This window comes from Roseburia amylophila (assembly GCF_025567465.1).
GTDB classification, from domain to species: Bacteria; Bacillota; Clostridia; order Lachnospirales; family Lachnospiraceae; genus Roseburia_C; species Roseburia_C amylophila.
In genome coordinates, this window is record NZ_JAOQKI010000012.1 from 33,269 (window position 1) to 48,770 (window position 15,502).

Here is a 15,502-nt window from a genome sequence, read left to right on the forward strand (position 1 = left end):
ACATGAGATACACCTGTAAAACCAACATAAATGAATTGAGAACTTCCTATGACTATCTGGTTGGCTGGGGTGCCGGAAGGGATGAATATGACAGACGATATAATTTAAGCCTGTATCAATTGGATTATATGATTGATGCGGCCGAAGAGAACTGGGGGAAAATCCGCTGTGGCATAAAGATGGAATCCCAGGAAATATTAAAGAATCTTGTCGGAAAAAAGGTCTGCTTTATTATATATCCGAATATTGAACTGGAGATAATGCCGGAAATAGAAAAATACCTCAAAGAGTATGATTTTATTGCATCCCGGTTAATTGACTGTCCACAGGCACCGTATTTACATTCTTATGCAACGGCAAATGAAGATATTATTTTTGCACAATTAATAGAGACAATGGGAATAAAGAATCCGTTGTATGTTGACATCGGGGTTTGCCATCCGGTAGTCAGAAATAATACTTACCTTCTGTATGAAAAAGGTTATACCAATGGCATATTAATAGAGCCGAATGGAAATATGTGTGAACTGGCACAGATATATCGACCAAAGAATAAAATTGTTGAGGCGGGAGCCAGTGGTGACGAAGGTGGAATTCTCCGCTATTATATGAATCATCAGTCCAGCTTGAAAGGTTATAATACATTTAACCAGGAGGTTGCAGAACGAGAAGGATTTGCAGACAATTATAAGGATGTTCCGGTAATGAATATCAATCGTATTCTGGAAGAAAACTGTACCAAAGCCCCGGATATTATTGACATTGATACAGAAAGCATGGACTTTGAAATATTGGAAGCTTTAGATACAGATCGTTTTCGAGTAAAGCTGATTTGCGTAGAAGTATGGGGACGGGAAGCTGAATTTTCGCAGATGATGGAGAAAAAAGGCTATGTTCATTATATGTCTACGATAGAAAATACACTTTATATTGCAAAAGAGGCAGCAGAGCAGCTAAGAAACAGGAGGATTAGATAGATGGGATTCTTTACAGACAAAACATTGATGATTACAGGTGGAACTGGTTCTTTTGGAAATGCGGTTCTGAAAAGATTTTTAGATACCGATATCAAAGAAATCCGTATTTTTTCGCGAGATGAAAAGAAACAGGATGATATGAGAAAGTTGTATAATAATACAAAAATTAAATTCTACATTGGAGATGTTCGTGACATACGAAGCGTACAGGATGCAATGCATGGTGTAGATTTCATATTTAGTGCAGCTGCATTAAAACAGGTTCCGTCCTGCGAATTTTTCCCGATGGAAGCGGTTCGAACCAATATAATTGGTACAGATAATGTATTAACAGCAGCAATTCAGGCGGATGTGCAGAAGGTAATTTGTCTTTCTACTGATAAGGCTGCATATCCGATTAATGCGATGGGTATCAGTAAGGCGATGATGGAACGTGTTTTTGTGGCAAAATCAAGAACAACAGATGTGACTACAATCTGCGGAACCCGTTATGGTAATGTAATGTGCTCCAGAGGTTCTGTTATTCCACTGTTTATCGATCAGATAAAGAGCGGAAAGCCGATTACAGTTACAGACCCTGAAATGACACGTTTTTTAATGAGCTTGGATGAGGCTGTGGATTTGGTAATGTTTGCGTTTGAAAATGCAAAGCCTGGAGACATTATGGTGCAGAAGGCTCCGGCATGTACAATCGGAGTTCTGGCACAGGCCGTAAGAGAACTTTTCCATGATACCAATGAAATTCATTATATCGGAACAAGACATGGCGAGAAAAAGTATGAAACTCTTTTGACCAGAGAAGAATGTATGCATGCATTTGACCTTGGAAATTTCTATCGTGTTCCGGCGGATAACAGAGATTTAAATTACGAACAGTACTATGAAAAGGGTCAGGTAGAGAAAGCAAAATTAGAAGAATTTACATCGGATAATACCACGATTCTGAATGTAGAGCAGGTAAAGGAAAAACTGCTGTCATTGGAATATGTTCGTAATGAACTGGAAAATATGTAATTTAAGAGGAAATACATATGTATTACATCAATGAAAATATTAAGGATTTATACAGAGTAAAATTTCATGATAACCGGGAAGGTGTACTTCGACTGGATATGAATGAAAATCCGGGCGGACTTCCGGAAAAAGTGTTTCGGCGGGTGATGGAAAAAATCACACCGGAGTATCTTGCAACATATCCGCAGAAGGATAGACTTATGGAAGCAATTGCGAAACATGATGCATTGCTTTATGAAAATATTTCTGTAACGGCGGGGTCAGATGAGGCAATGCGGCTGATATTCCAATGTTTTGCAAAAGCAGGTGGGAAAGTTGTTACAGTTGTACCGACCTTTGAAATGTATGATGTATATGCCAAAATGTTTGGAATGCAGCATGTGATGGTAGAATATCACGATAATTTTACGGTTGATGTAAATGACATTTGTAAAGAAATAGACACTCAGACCAATATTGTTGTATTGCTGAATCCCAACAGCCCGATTGGAACGGTATATCAGGACAATGAAATAGAAGAAATTATAAGAAAAGCGCAGGAGATGGGGGCGGTCGTAGTGATTGATGAAGCCTATCATTATTTTTATAAAAAGAGTGCTATTTCTTTGGTTAAAAAATATGACAATCTTATGGTGCTTCGGACATTTTCCAAACTATTTTCCATGGCAGGACTTCGAATCGGATATGTTGCGGGATGTGAGCAACTTATTTCCTATATTGAAAATGCGGAGTCAACTTTTAATGTAAATAATGTTGCGATTCTGTTTGCACTGGAAGTGATCCAGGACAGTGATTTGGAAAAGAAACTGAAAAAAAAGGAGCGGGAAGGCAGACAATGGCTGTTAAAGAAACTGGAAAAGAAAGAGTATACCTGTTATGCCGGAGAGGGGAACTATATTCTGGTGAAGCCGGTAAAACCATCGGCAGAGGTTGTGGCAGAATTAAAAGAAAAAGGAATCTGGATTCGGGATTATAAGAAGGGTGTATTGAGCGGATGGATACGGATTTCCACCGGAGCAAAAAAATACATGAAGCAGTTTTGGGAGGCATTTCTTGAAGTTGAACGGTCGTAAGAAAGATACAGTAGAACAGAACAACACTGAAATCATATTATCGGATCAGGAACTGCGTAAGTTGCAGTTGAATTTATTGGAGATGCTGATAGAAGTAGACCGTATCTGCCGGAAATATCAGATTGCATATTCGCTGGACGGAGGAAGCCTGCTTGGGGCAGTGCGTCATGGAGGATTTATTCCATGGGATGATGATGTAGATGTCATTATGCGAAGAAAAGAATATCAGAGATTTTATAAAGCGTGTAAAAGAGAACTGGATCAGAAACGTTTTACTTTGCAGGAATACCGGACAGATAAGAACTATCGCTGGGGCTATGCAAAGCTGCGGCGTAAGGGAACAGAATTTGTCCGGCTGGGACAGGAACATATGCAGAGCACAAGAGGAATTTTTCTTGACATATTTGTAGTTGATAATGTTCCGGATGGATATATTTTAAGAAGGCTGCATTATATGGCATGCTATGTAATTCGTAAACTGTTGTATTCTGAATTGGGGATGAAGGCAGCTTCTTCCGGATTGAAAAGGAAGTGGTTTGGCTGTTTATATCGTGTAGTTCCAAGAGATACCATATTTTCCTGGCGGAATCGAATTGCCGGAAGGTGTAACAGGAAAAGGACAACATTGGTCAGTCATATGACATATCCTTATCCGCATGGAAAATATGGTATGCCGGCAGAGTGCTTTGATGAAATGATGGATATGCAATTTGAAGGATATTCTTTCCGGGTGTTTAAGGAATATGATAATTATCTGAGGGAATTATATGGAGATTACAGGAAACTTCCTCCAAAAGAAGAACGAAAGGCACATTTAAGTGTATCCAAAATTCAACTGCTAGAGCCGGAAGATATTTTCTCAAAAGAAGAATTAAATCGACTGGGTTATTATGTGAGGGAGGAAAACAAATGAATATTGCATTATTGATTGCAGGTGGTGCAGGTACAAGAATGAAACAGGATATTCCGAAGCAGTTTCTTACGGTAAATGAAAAACCTGTTATTGTATATACATTAGAGGCATTTCAGAAACATGTTGAAATAGATGTTATTGCGGTAGTGTGTCTGGAAGGATGGGAACATGTATTAGAAGCATATGCCAGACAATTTAATATAACTAAATTACAACATATTTTCCCGGGTGGAGACTGCGGACAGGCATCTATCCGAAATGGAATTTATGCATTGGAAAAAGAATATGAAAAAGATGATATTATATTGATACATGATGCGAACAGACCAATGGTATCGGCAGATATTATATTAGACTGCATTGTGAAGACAAAACAGTTCGGAAATGCAATTCCGGTTATTCCATGTGCAGAGGCAATGCTTGAAACAGAAGATGGCATGGTATCTACGGGAAGTTATCCAAGGGAAAAATTAAAGCGGACACAAACTCCGCATGGATTTAAATTAGGGGATATCTGCCAATTGCATCGAGAAGCAGAAAAAGCAGGAATAACTAATTCGGTGGCTTCCTGTACATTGATGATAGAACTGGGAAAACAGGTGCATTTTTCCATGGGCTCAGAGAAGAATATAAAAATTACAACAGTGGATGATGTTGATATATTTAAGGCACTGCTGCTGGCAAAACGGTCAGAGTGGTTAAAGTAGGAAGGCAAAATGAGCAGATATAACAGCGAGACATATCGGAAAGATTTGCAAAAAACAATTGAGTCAACCAATGATATCTTAAAGGCGTTAGAAGGAAAAAAAGTATTGCTGACTGGTGCAACTGGATTGATTGGTGCTGCGATTGCAGATTTATTAATCTGGTACAACAAGGATAGAAATGTGCCGGTTGAACTATATGCAGCCGGTAGAAATGAGAAACAGATAGAAGAAAAATTTGAGCCTTATGAAAAAGCAGCCTGGTTCCATATTGTTCCATATGAAGCTACTGGAAAAATTAAATTTGAATGCCCGGTGAACTATATTATTCATGGTGCAGGAATTGCCTATCCGAAAATGTTTACTCAAAGTCCGGTAGAAACGATGCGGGTAGCATTATATGGAACAGATCAGATATTAAAGTATGGAGTGGAACAGAAGATTCAGCGGATGGTATTTATTTCTTCCAGTGAAGTGTATGGAAAACATGCAGGTGAAAATCCATTGGAAGAGTCGGAATATGGATATATAGATTTGCTGAATCCGAGATCTTCTTACTCTATGGGAAAACGTGCAGCAGAGACAATGTGCATCAGTTATGCAAAAGAATATGATCTTCATGTTACAGTTGCACGTCCAGGACATATTTATGGACCTACAGCTCGGAGAGAGGATAATCGTGTATCTTCCATGTTTGCATATGATGCAGCAGATGGCAAAAATCTTATTATGAAAAGTAATGGTACGCAGATAAGGTCCTATTGCTATGCGTTGGATTGTGCATCAGCAATTTTATTTTTACTTTTAAAAGGAAAAAAGGAACTGGCATATAATATTTCAAATAGAAATTCCATTATGTCTGTAAAAGAGCTGGCAGAGCAATTGGCAAAGGAAGCTGGAGTTAAGGTGCAGCTTCAAATTCCCAAAGAAGAAGAACGACAAGCATTTAATCCCATGGATAATTCCAGCCTGAATGGGGAAAAGCTGGAGTTGCTGGGCTGGCAGGGACTTTTTGGTGGAGAAGAAGGTACGGCACATACAGTAAGAATTATCAAAGAAGGAAGACTATAAGATAGCAAAGGAGCCACCCCATGAATATTTTGGTTTATCGCTGGAATTCCTACAACTACATAGACATCATTGCAACATTCCAATCCATGGGACATCAGGTGGATGTAATTGAGCAGGAACTGGAAAGCTATGATGAGGATGAAGTGTTTGCGGCACGTTTGCATGGCATATTGCAGCAGAAAAACTATGACTTTGTTTTTACGGTGAATTATTTTGCAGTGATTTCCGGAGTATGTCAGCAGATGGGGATAAAGTATGTATCCTGGAGCTGTGACAGCCCGCTGCTTAGCATGTATCACAAGAATGTATTCTTGGACTGCAATTATTTCTTTCTCTTTGATAAGACCAATTATCTGGAATTCAAGGGAATGGGCGTAAAACATATCTGGCATCTGCCGCTGGCAGTGGATACGGACCGGCTGGATGAGCTATTTGCACAGGATACTATGGATAAAATGCAGTTGGCAGAAACAGATAGTGGGAATGCCTCAAAACATTCGGTGCGGGATTTTGCAGGCGGGATTTCTTTTGTAGGAAATTTATATGAGAAGAACAGCTATGATGAACTGGAAACAAGGTTTCCGGAATATTTGCGGGGTTATTTTGATGCTGTCATGGAGGCACAGCTTAATATCAGCGGCGGCAATATAATCGAACCGATGTTGACTGCGGATATCTTAGAGCGTGTATCGGAATATTTTGAACTGAAGAAATCGAAGGATTCTTTTTCTGATCTGGGGCTGGTATTTGCAACAACGGTGCTTGGATTTAAAACTGCTTCTTTGCAGCGGCAGCGTGCATTGCTGGCACTGGTGGCTAAATTCCCGGTAAACCTTTATACAAATACAGGCGGAGATACTTTGCTTCGGGTAAAGAATTGCGGCTCAGTAGATTATTGGTCGGAGATGCCGAAGGTATTCCGCTATTCGAAAATCAATCTTAATTTTACGATTCCGAATATCAAGAGCGGGCTGCCTCTACGGATTTTTGATGTACTTGGTGCAGGTGGATTCCTGCTGACCAATTATCAGGCAGAATTACCGGATTATTTTGAAATTGGAAAAGATTTGGCTTGCTTTGAATCCGAAGCAGAACTGGTAGAAAAGTGCAGCTACTATCTTACCCGTGAGGAAGAACGGCAGCAGATAGCAAAGAACGGTTATGAGAAAGTGAAGAACTGCTGCAGCTATCGGAAACGTCTGAAGTTTATATTGGAAAAGATTGGGGAGGAGTAGAAGATAGTGGATTTATAAAAAAATTAGAGACGCTTTACAGTGTTTTTAGAAACTTGTATTGTATATGCTTCGACGGTTATGTTACAATAGCTACGAAGCATATTTTTTTCATAATTTTGGCAATATGCAAAAAGAAATCCGTATAATGCCTCATTTCATAGAATCAATGAACACATCTTATATTTCTTGAAAAATTCATGCTTTAAACTCACAAAAAAAGCAGGATTTTTTTAGAAAACTCCTGTGAAAAATTGCATAGGAGGAAGAATGAAATGCCCGCATTATCAATGTTTTATGGAATTATTGTACGCATGCAGAGTGAAAAAGGTGGAAAACATAGTAAACCACATATTCATGCGTTGTATGGAGAAGAGGAAATTATAGTTTCGCTGAATGGAGAAGTATTGGAAGGCAAGTTCCCTAATCGGCAGTTAAAAATGCTATTGGCATGGATGACAATCCATGAAGATGAATTATATGCCAATTGGAAAATGCTAAGTGAGGGAGAAGGCTATTTCCGGATAGCTCCATTAAAATAATGGAACAGAACAAGGAGGATATGAAGATGCTTAGACCAACGGCTACAAGCGTTCGGGCGGAAGAAGGTTATATTCTTGATGTTGAATTTGATAATGGAGAAAGAAAACAGTTTGATGTTAAACCATATATAAAAGGCTCGTGGTATGGGAAATTGGAGAACCCGGATTACTTTAGAAGGGTAAGAACAGATGGATATACTGTTGTATGGCCGGAAGGTCAGGATATCTGTCCGGATGAATTGTATACACAAAGCACCAGCTTCGCAAAATAAAGAACATAACCTGCCACCGGCAGCAAAAAAATAAGACCTGATTTTTCCCACATGTAAAAGTCAGGTCTTATAAATATTTATCCAGCATCAAACCAGAGTACATAGACGTAATATAAGGTGTGGCAAAATTCTTGCCCGGGTTCTTGTAAGCAACAATTACTTTGTCCACGTACTGCATCGGATTTAAGGAAGCCTGGTTGGCTTTTGCACTTAAGGCATTCTTAAAGCGGTTTAATACATGGAAACTCTCGGCGGCATCATCCGATTCGACAGCGTCCGCCAGTAAATCCCGGTCAACGGAAATAGTAGAATCAGAATTTATAATAAGTCCGATGGCTTCAAAATCATTTTTAAAATGCTGTGCAACACCGCTCATATCAGAAAGCAGCTTCTGGCTGGTCGGCTGCGACTCGCGGTATTCATTAGCGGTATCCACCATGGAATTATAGGAATCCACCAGTTCCTGAATATTATCGGCAACGGCATCCACATTTGCTTTAAAACCAAGGGTAGCAGGTCTGCCTTCCGGGCTGACTGCTTTCAGGTGTACTTCAAAAGTATTGTTGATGGTAAATGTATTGGAATAGGAACTGTGTTCCGTACCGTTTAACAGAAAAACGGAATTGGAAGCTGCATCCGTAACCTTGTTAATACCAAGCTTATCCATTGCCTGTATGGATTCGTTGGAAGTTCCCGGCAGAATCTGGAACAGAAAATCTTCGTCATCCTTAAGACCGGTTTTTCTGGAAGTTAAGACCAGGGCACTGTGGCCGGAGTCGTCTTCTTTAACATCTGCGTGAATGCCAATGCTGGCAGTATTGAAAAGCTTTGCCAGCTTATCCTGGACACTCCGGTTGGTATCATCTGGATTTACATTGAACTGGAACTCATAGGAAGCACTGCTGGTATTCAGATCAAAGGAATAACTGCCTGGTTTAAAAGCAAGCTGGTCATCCTTTAAGTAATTACCGTAGTTTAACTGCGGAGAAGCAAGCTTCTTAATTTCCATCTGAAAGCTGTTGGTATTCTCGTCGGAATCTCCGTTTCCAACATAATCTGCATCAACGATATCATTCTGGTCAGAGACGGCAATTTTTTTCTGAAAAGCCTCTGCAAGACTGTCACCGGTGGATAAAGAAGCAATGACATTTTTTAAATCACGGGCATGCTCTTTGATATCGATAGCAAACTTCTGTGCATCAGCAGAATCTTTTATTTTGTAAAGAGGGGATTCTTTATTGATTTTTACAATATTATTGTAAACAGAGCGCAACTCACTCTTCTTGTGGGAATCATACCGGGAAACGGTAGACTTGCCATAAGTTGTAAGATAATAGTTATACATATTATCAAGAATAGCAGATGCCATAAATAACCCCCTCCTTTCTTCCATGAAATGTGCATCTTCTTGATGCCGGGTATAGTAAAATCCATTTATACATATCTAATATAGCATAAAAATAAGAAAAAGTCATCTACAAGATATACAAAAAATGTTGCAAAAACGCTAGATTTTGTGGTAATATATGTACTGGATTACAAGTTTACAGAGAATGTGAAAAAAGAGTTGACGCTCCATGTGGTTTGTGCTATCATAGACTAGCTTGGAAGTAAGTCTTTTTTTTATGCCTAAAAATAGGCATAGAAAACACAAAGAAAGTAATGGAGGTGGAAGTTGTGCGCACAAAGATTACATTAGCATGCACAGAATGCAAGCAGCGTAATTACAACATGACAAAAGACAAGAAAGCTCATCCAGACAGAATGGAGACAAAGAAGTATTGTAGATTCTGCAAGACTCATACATTACACAAAGAAACAAAATAATTTGTGAATGCGTGACAATGAGCAAAAAGAAAAGGAAGTGACAAAATGGGAGAAACCGAAAACAAGAACACAGCAGTAAAAGAGAGCTGGTTCGCCGGTCTTAAGGCTGAATTCAAAAAAATCATTTGGCCTACAAAAGAATCACTTGCCCGTCAGACAACAGCAGTTGTTATTGTGTCAGTTGTACTTGGTCTGATAATTACACTTCTGGATACAATCATCCAGTACGGTGTGAATTTTCTAGTGAATTTATAATGGAGGCATAGGTGATTATGGCAGAGGCACACTGGTATGTAGTTCATACCTATTCAGGTTATGAGAATAAGGTCAAAGCGAACATCGATAAGGCAATCGAGAACCGGCATTTAGAAGAGCAGATACTCGAAGTCAGAGTACCGATGCAGGATGTTGTCGAGCTTAAGAACGGTGCGAAAAAGCAGGTTCAGAAGAAAATGTTCCCGGGATATGTGCTTATCAATATGGTCATGAATGATGATACCTGGTATGTGGTAAGAAATACCAGAGGCGTAACCGGATTTGTTGGACCGGGATCTAAGCCGGTACCACTCACTGACGCTGAAATGAGACCACTGGGAATCAAGTCAGACAACATTGTCGTAGATTTCGATGAAGGCGATACCGTCGTTGTAATCGGTGGTGTGTGGAAGGACACCATCGGTGTTATCCAGCGTATGGATCACGGAAAACAGATTTGTACGATTAATGTGGATTTATTTGGCCGGGAGACTCCGGTCGAGATTAGTTTTTCAGATGTAAAGAAGATGAATTAAAGGAGGCAACCTCAAATGGCAAAGAAAGTAGAAGGATATATCAAATTGCAGATTCCTGCCGGCAAAGCAACTCCGGCACCACCTGTTGGACCTGCTTTAGGTCAGCATGGTGTGAATATTGTGGAATTCACAAAACAGTTTAATGCAAAAACAGCAGATATGGGAGATACAATCGTTCCTGTAGTTATCACTGTTTACGCAGACAGAAGCTTCAGCTTCATTACAAAAACTCCTCCAGCAGCAGTACTGCTGAAAAAGGCCTGCAACTTAAAGAGTGCATCTGCAACTCCGAACAAGACAAAAGTTGCAAAGATTTCTAAAGCTAAGCTTCAGGAAATCGCTGAGCTGAAAATGCCAGACTTAAATGCTGCATCTGTTGAAGCTGCAATGAGCATGATCGCAGGAACAGCAAGAAGTATGGGAATCGAAGTAGAGGACTAAATGGAAACGTGGGAGGGTACCACTCCCGATAATACCACAGGAGGTTATTTAGAATGAAAAGAGGAAAGAAATATTTAGAAGCTGCAAAATCAATTGATAGAGCAACTTTATATGATCCGGCAGAAGCAATCGGACTTGCAAAGAAAGCAGCCGTTGCAAAATTTGATGAGACTATCGAAGTTCACATTCGTACCGGATGTGACGGACGTCACGCAGATCAGCAGATCCGTGGTGCAGTTGTATTACCACACGGAACTGGTAAAGCTGTAAAAGTATTAGTATTCGCAAAGGGAACCAAATTAGACGAGGCTCAGGCAGCAGGTGCTGATTTCGTTGGTGGAGAGGAATTGATTCCAAAGATCCAGAACGAAGGATGGCTTGACTTCGACGTTGTTGTTGCAACTCCTGATATGATGGGTGTTGTTGGACGTCTTGGTCGTGTACTTGGACCGAAGGGCTTAATGCCAAACCCAAAAGCTGGAACTGTTACTATGGACGTTACCAAGGCAGTAAACGATATCAAAGCCGGAAAAATCGAGTATAGATTAGACAAAGCAAATATTATCCATGTGCCAATTGGAAAAGCATCCTTTAGTGAAGAACAATTAGCGGACAACTTCCAGACTCTTATTGATGCCGTAAACAAAGCAAAACCGGCTACATTAAAAGGTCAGTACATGAAGAGCGTTTCTGTAGCTCCTACCATGGGACCGGGTGTAAAAATCAACCCACTGAAGCTTGTTTAGTTTTTGTTATTGACATCCAAGATATTAATTGCTATAATAGCAAAGCATATTGCCGAAGACAGTAGGTGCCGTAAGGCGTAACCGTAGAGAACCTACCGAGGAAATGCAGATACTTATGTATTTGTAAATGAGATTTCAAATCCTCTCTGTCTTCCACAGAGAGGATTTTTTAGGTAATGTACCTGTCTTTCGCAAGATGAAAAATAAAGAAGGAGGTGCACGATTCGTGGCAAAAGTAGAACTTAAACAGCCTATCGTACAGGAAATTTCTGAGCAGATTAAAGATGCACAGTCAGTAGTAGTCGTTGACTACCGTGGACTTACCGTTGCAGAAGATACTCAGCTGCGTAAGCAGTTAAGAGAAGCTGGTGTTGCTTATAAAGTATATAAGAATACATTAGTTAATTTTGCAATCAAAGGAACTGATTTCGAAAGCCTTTCCGACGTATTGGAAGGACCAAACGCATTCGCAATTTCAACAACAGATGCAACAGCACCTGCAAGAGTAATTGCTAAATTTGCAAAGACAGCTCCTGCACTTGAGATTAAAGCCGGCGTAGTAGAAGGAACCTTCTATGATGCAGATGGAATGAAAGCAATCGCTACAATCCCATCCAGAGAAGAATTACTTTCCAAATTCCTTGGAAGTATTCAGTCTCCTATTACAAACTTCGCTCGTGTTATTAATCAGATCGCTGAAAAAGGCGGCGCAGCAGACGTAGAAGTTAAGGCAGAAGAGGCAGCACCTGCAGAAGAAGCTCCAGTAGAAGCTCCTGCAGAGGAAGCTCCAGCAGCAGAATAATCTGCAAACCAATCAATTTATTGAAAACAAAACCAAAAACGGAGGTAAATTAAAATGGCTAAATTAACAACAGCTGAGATGATTGACGCTATCAAAGAGTTAAGCGTATTAGAGTTAAATGAATTAGTAAAAGCTTGTGAAGAAGAGTTCGGTGTATCCGCAGCAGCAGGCGTTGTAGTTGCAGCAGCAGGTGGAGACGCAGCAGCAGCAGAAGAGAAGACTGAGTTTGACGTAGAGTTAACAGAAGTTGGACCAAACAAAGTTAAGGTTATCAAAGTAGTTCGTGAAGCTACTGGCTTAGGCTTAAAAGAAGCTAAAGACTTAGTAGATGGCGCTCCTAAGATCGTTAAAGAGCAGGCTGACAAAGCTACAGCTGATGACATCAAAGCTAAATTAGAAGCTGAAGGTGCTAAAGTAACATTAAAATAATTTTTGATTCACAACTGAATTAGAAATGATAGGAATCGGATTCATAGAAATATGGATCCGATTTTCTTGTAGTTTATAGGACTTTAGACCTATTGACGAAAAAAGGAAATATGTAATAATAGTAGCGTAACTTGAAAACAATATAAGAACAGGAGATTAGTTATGAACACAGGACTTAAGGTATGGCTCTGGATTGTATTTGTAATCAATATCATTTCCGGAGTAATGATGATTCCGTTAATGCTCATTCAGCCACTGCTGATTGTCAGCCTCATTGCAGAAGTGCTTATTATCGTAGGTGCCGGTCTGATTTTGTTTGCACAGAAGAAGGTTGGATTCTATCTGATGATTGCATGTGCAGCAATCGGTCTGGTAATCAACATCTTTGGCGGGGTTGGAGTCGTAAAAAGTATCATCAGCGCAGTATTGTGCCCATTAATTACATATTTGTTTATGCAGAAAGACTGGGACAGCTTCCAGTAGAATGAGACATCAACAAGAAGAACCTTCCGGCAGAAATGCTGGAAGGTTCTTTGCTTTATAGAAAATATTTTTATAAAAGTGATAGATTTAAGACATCAGATTCGTAATAATAAGTGTAGCTGCAAAAATGCAAACCATGGTGCATGAAGCAAAAGGCAGGATAACAATGAAGATAACAGAGAAGAATTATATTCAGCAATTACAATTGCATAATGAAGAAGCATTGATTTATGTCATAGATATGTATGGTGGATTGCTTAAGGCGGTCATCCGGAAACACTTATTTACCATGCCACAGAAACAGGAAGAATGCATGAACGATGTGCTGCTTTCCATCTGGGAACACGCAGCATCCTTTGATGATGAGAAGAACAGCTTCAAGAACTGGGCGGCAGCCATTGCCCGGTACGAAGCCATCGACTATCTTAGGAAATATAAGCGGGACTTGGAACAGCTTTGTATGGATGATGTGACAGCGGCGGAAAATGACAGGATGTTAGAACAACTGATAGAAGGGGAATTAAGCCGTGAAGTAGAACAATTGCTTTTGTGCCTGAAACCCCTTGACCGGAAAATATTTATGAAATTATTTGTAGAGGAAGAATCTGTAGAGCAGATAAGCGAAGATACCGGACTTCCGAGAGATGTCATTTACAACCGGGTATCCAGAGGAAAGCGGAAAATGAGAAACATGTATTTGAAACAGAAGGAGGCATGAAGAGATGAAAGACGATAAAATCTATGAAATGTTAAATGATGCGGAAATTGATTTGAATGAATATGAAGTAGAAGAGTTATCCTCCGAAGAAAAGGAACGGTATAAAACGAGAATCCGGATGGAGGTAAAACGTATGAACATGGAAACAAGGAATAAGAAAAATAAAAATATAAGAAAAATTGCGGCAGGAATGGCAGCAGCCTGCGCGGTCGCAGTGGGAGTGGCGGGATTTTCTAATTCTGCACTGGCAGACAGCATCTACAGCAACACAATCGGAAAACTGATTGGCGCAACACAGGGAGATAAAGATGAAAAGGAACTTTCGGATATCTATTCTACCATTGGAAAAGAGTCCACGGAATTGGTTTCGGATGATCAGTGTGTGCTGGAAACAGACCGGAGTGGAGTAAAGATAAGCGTTTCGGATGTGTATTGCGATGGTTACCTGCTTTACTACACAACCACCCTTAGCACAGACAATGAAAAACTGAATGAATCAGACTGGATTATGGGACCGCAGAGTGATAAGGTGATGGAAAATGTTTCTATCAATGAAACCCTGATTCAGTCGGCAATCGGGCAGCCTTTTGAAAAGGCAGAGGACGGAAGCTATGTGAAGATGGAACAAATTGATTTATCAACATTGACTGATGAAAATGATAATCCGATTGATATTTCGGGCTTGAAAGATTTTACCGTAACCTGGAGCATAGACACATTAGAAGGCTATCTTTCCGATGCATGGGATGAAAATGGAGAATATCAGACCACCACAAAAGTAAGCGGAGACTGGCAGCTCTCCTTCCCGGTGCATGTGGATACTTCCAAGAATGAGACCATCGCAGTAAATAAAGAAGATAATGGTGTTGCAGTAAATCAGGTGATCAAAACCGGTGCCGTCTTGATCGTTGACATGCAGCTCCCGGATATTACCGGCGTACCGTACAATGACCCATATAATGATCCGGATATATTTATTACCGACGAAGCAGGCAATGCAATGTGGTGGTTAGGCGGCCGGTTTACCCCAAATGAGGATGGAAGCCAGAGTGAACGGATTATGCTGCTTTATAATGGAGAGAGTACAATCCATATATCCGTAACCAACAAAAATGGTGCAGGTGAAAGTATTGCAGAACTGGATGTGGACTTAAAATAAAACCGGAAGCAATAAAATAGATAATGAAATATGTAATAGAATAGAAAAATAAAGAAAAAAGCAACTATGGGATGCAAAGAAAAAAGCATTTCATGGCTGCTTTTTCTGATGTTAGGCAGCTATAAAAAACGCAGATGGCAGGCTGCATCACTGCGAGGATGAAAATTATTCCCCAATATTGAAAAATATATGCATATTGTGCGAAAATAATGCTTGACTTTAGAAAACTACTTGTGGTATCATATACGTTGCACTATTGTGGTGAGGTGGCTTTACTATATCCTTTTTTAGGAAATGAAGCCCAAAGA

At 39.9% G+C, this 15,502-nt stretch carries 20 protein-coding genes and 1 other annotated feature; of the genes, 19 read left to right on the forward strand and 1 reads right to left on the reverse strand.

Annotation, left to right across the window (positions count from 1 at the left end; all coding sequences use genetic code 11):
• Nucleotides 1-2: 2 nt before the first annotated feature.
• From OCV43_RS09035 to OCV43_RS09075, 9 genes are all read left to right on the forward strand, one after another.
• On the forward strand, nt 3-977 hold the full coding sequence (locus OCV43_RS09035; protein WP_262623907.1) for an FkbM family methyltransferase: 975 nt from the start codon (nt 3-5) through the stop codon (nt 975-977).
• The gene (locus tag OCV43_RS09040; protein WP_117841470.1) at nt 978-1,991 is read left to right on the forward strand and encodes a polysaccharide biosynthesis protein; all 1,014 of its coding nucleotides are present in this window, start codon (nt 978-980) and stop codon (nt 1,989-1,991) included.
• Between the two features lie 17 nt (nt 1,992-2,008).
• Entirely contained in the window at nt 2,009-3,064 is a 1,056-nt protein-coding gene (locus OCV43_RS09045; RefSeq protein ID WP_262623908.1) for a pyridoxal phosphate-dependent aminotransferase, read from the forward strand.
• A complete protein-coding gene (locus OCV43_RS09050; protein WP_227700645.1) occupies nt 3,045-3,977 on the forward strand; it encodes a LicD family protein in 933 nt (310 codons plus the stop codon). The genes OCV43_RS09045 and OCV43_RS09050 overlap by 20 nt, the downstream gene beginning before the upstream one ends.
• Nucleotides 3,974-4,684: an IspD/TarI family cytidylyltransferase gene (locus OCV43_RS09055; RefSeq protein WP_117841468.1), complete on the forward strand. Its 711-nt coding sequence runs from the start codon at nt 3,974-3,976 to the stop codon at nt 4,682-4,684. Before OCV43_RS09050 ends, OCV43_RS09055 begins: the two co-directional genes overlap by 4 nt.
• 9 nt (nt 4,685-4,693) lie before the next feature.
• On the forward strand, nt 4,694-5,752 hold the full coding sequence (locus OCV43_RS09060) for an NAD-dependent epimerase/dehydratase family protein (RefSeq protein ID WP_262623909.1): 1,059 nt from the start codon (nt 4,694-4,696) through the stop codon (nt 5,750-5,752).
• 20 nt (nt 5,753-5,772) lie between these two features.
• Nucleotides 5,773-6,987: a CgeB family protein gene (locus OCV43_RS09065; RefSeq protein WP_262623910.1), complete on the forward strand. Its 1,215-nt coding sequence runs from the start codon at nt 5,773-5,775 to the stop codon at nt 6,985-6,987.
• 272 nt (nt 6,988-7,259) lie between these two features.
• Entirely contained in the window at nt 7,260-7,526 is a 267-nt protein-coding gene (locus tag OCV43_RS09070) for a DUF4160 domain-containing protein (RefSeq protein ID WP_117841465.1), read from the forward strand.
• A gap of 26 nt (nt 7,527-7,552) precedes the next feature.
• On the forward strand, nt 7,553-7,798 hold the full coding sequence (locus OCV43_RS09075; protein WP_262623911.1) for a DUF2442 domain-containing protein: 246 nt from the start codon (nt 7,553-7,555) through the stop codon (nt 7,796-7,798).
• 67 nt (nt 7,799-7,865) lie between these two features.
• On the opposite strand, the gene fliD is transcribed toward OCV43_RS09075, so the two are convergent.
• The gene (gene fliD / locus OCV43_RS09080; RefSeq protein WP_262623912.1) at nt 7,866-9,167 is read right to left on the reverse strand and encodes a flagellar filament capping protein FliD; all 1,302 of its coding nucleotides are present in this window, start codon (nt 9,165-9,167) and stop codon (nt 7,866-7,868) included.
• A gap of 308 nt (nt 9,168-9,475) precedes the next feature.
• Here fliD and rpmG point away from each other — a divergent pair, with 308 nt between their 5' ends.
• The 10 genes from rpmG (at nt 9,476) to OCV43_RS09130 (ending at nt 15,194) form a co-directional block, all read left to right on the forward strand.
• Nucleotides 9,476-9,625, forward strand: a complete 150-nt coding sequence (gene rpmG / locus OCV43_RS09085; protein ID WP_117697288.1) for a 50S ribosomal protein L33 — start codon at nt 9,476-9,478, stop codon at nt 9,623-9,625.
• Nucleotides 9,626-9,670: 45 nt separating this feature from the next.
• The gene (gene secE, locus OCV43_RS09090; RefSeq protein WP_022242923.1) at nt 9,671-9,880 is read left to right on the forward strand and encodes a preprotein translocase subunit SecE; all 210 of its coding nucleotides are present in this window, start codon (nt 9,671-9,673) and stop codon (nt 9,878-9,880) included.
• Nucleotides 9,881-9,897: 17 nt separating this feature from the next.
• A complete protein-coding gene (nusG, locus tag OCV43_RS09095; protein ID WP_022242924.1) occupies nt 9,898-10,416 on the forward strand; it encodes a transcription termination/antitermination protein NusG in 519 nt (172 codons plus the stop codon).
• Nucleotides 10,417-10,431: 15 nt separating this feature from the next.
• On the forward strand, nt 10,432-10,857 hold the full coding sequence (rplK, locus tag OCV43_RS09100; protein WP_022242925.1) for a 50S ribosomal protein L11: 426 nt from the start codon (nt 10,432-10,434) through the stop codon (nt 10,855-10,857).
• A 53-nt stretch (nt 10,858-10,910) separates the two neighbouring features.
• Entirely contained in the window at nt 10,911-11,603 is a 693-nt protein-coding gene (gene rplA / locus OCV43_RS09105) for a 50S ribosomal protein L1 (RefSeq protein WP_022242926.1), read from the forward strand.
• Between the two features lie 34 nt (nt 11,604-11,637).
• Nucleotides 11,638-11,783, forward strand: a sequence feature (ribosomal protein L10 leader region).
• A 46-nt stretch (nt 11,784-11,829) separates the two neighbouring features.
• Nucleotides 11,830-12,405: a 50S ribosomal protein L10 gene (gene rplJ / locus OCV43_RS09110; protein WP_022242927.1), complete on the forward strand. Its 576-nt coding sequence runs from the start codon at nt 11,830-11,832 to the stop codon at nt 12,403-12,405.
• A 54-nt stretch (nt 12,406-12,459) separates the two neighbouring features.
• Complete coding sequence (gene rplL / locus OCV43_RS09115; RefSeq protein ID WP_117697286.1) at nt 12,460-12,834, forward strand: 50S ribosomal protein L7/L12; 375 nt, start codon at nt 12,460-12,462, stop codon at nt 12,832-12,834.
• Between the two features lie 162 nt (nt 12,835-12,996).
• Entirely contained in the window at nt 12,997-13,317 is a 321-nt protein-coding gene (locus tag OCV43_RS09120; protein WP_022242929.1) for a hypothetical protein, read from the forward strand.
• A gap of 166 nt (nt 13,318-13,483) precedes the next feature.
• Nucleotides 13,484-14,035 (forward strand): sigma-70 family RNA polymerase sigma factor, encoded by a 552-nt coding sequence (locus OCV43_RS09125; protein ID WP_262623913.1) that lies wholly within the window; start codon nt 13,484-13,486, stop codon nt 14,033-14,035.
• 4 nt (nt 14,036-14,039) lie between these two features.
• Nucleotides 14,040-15,194: a DUF4179 domain-containing protein gene (locus OCV43_RS09130; RefSeq protein ID WP_262623914.1), complete on the forward strand. Its 1,155-nt coding sequence runs from the start codon at nt 14,040-14,042 to the stop codon at nt 15,192-15,194.
• The last annotated feature ends 308 nt before the right edge of the window (nt 15,195-15,502 follow it).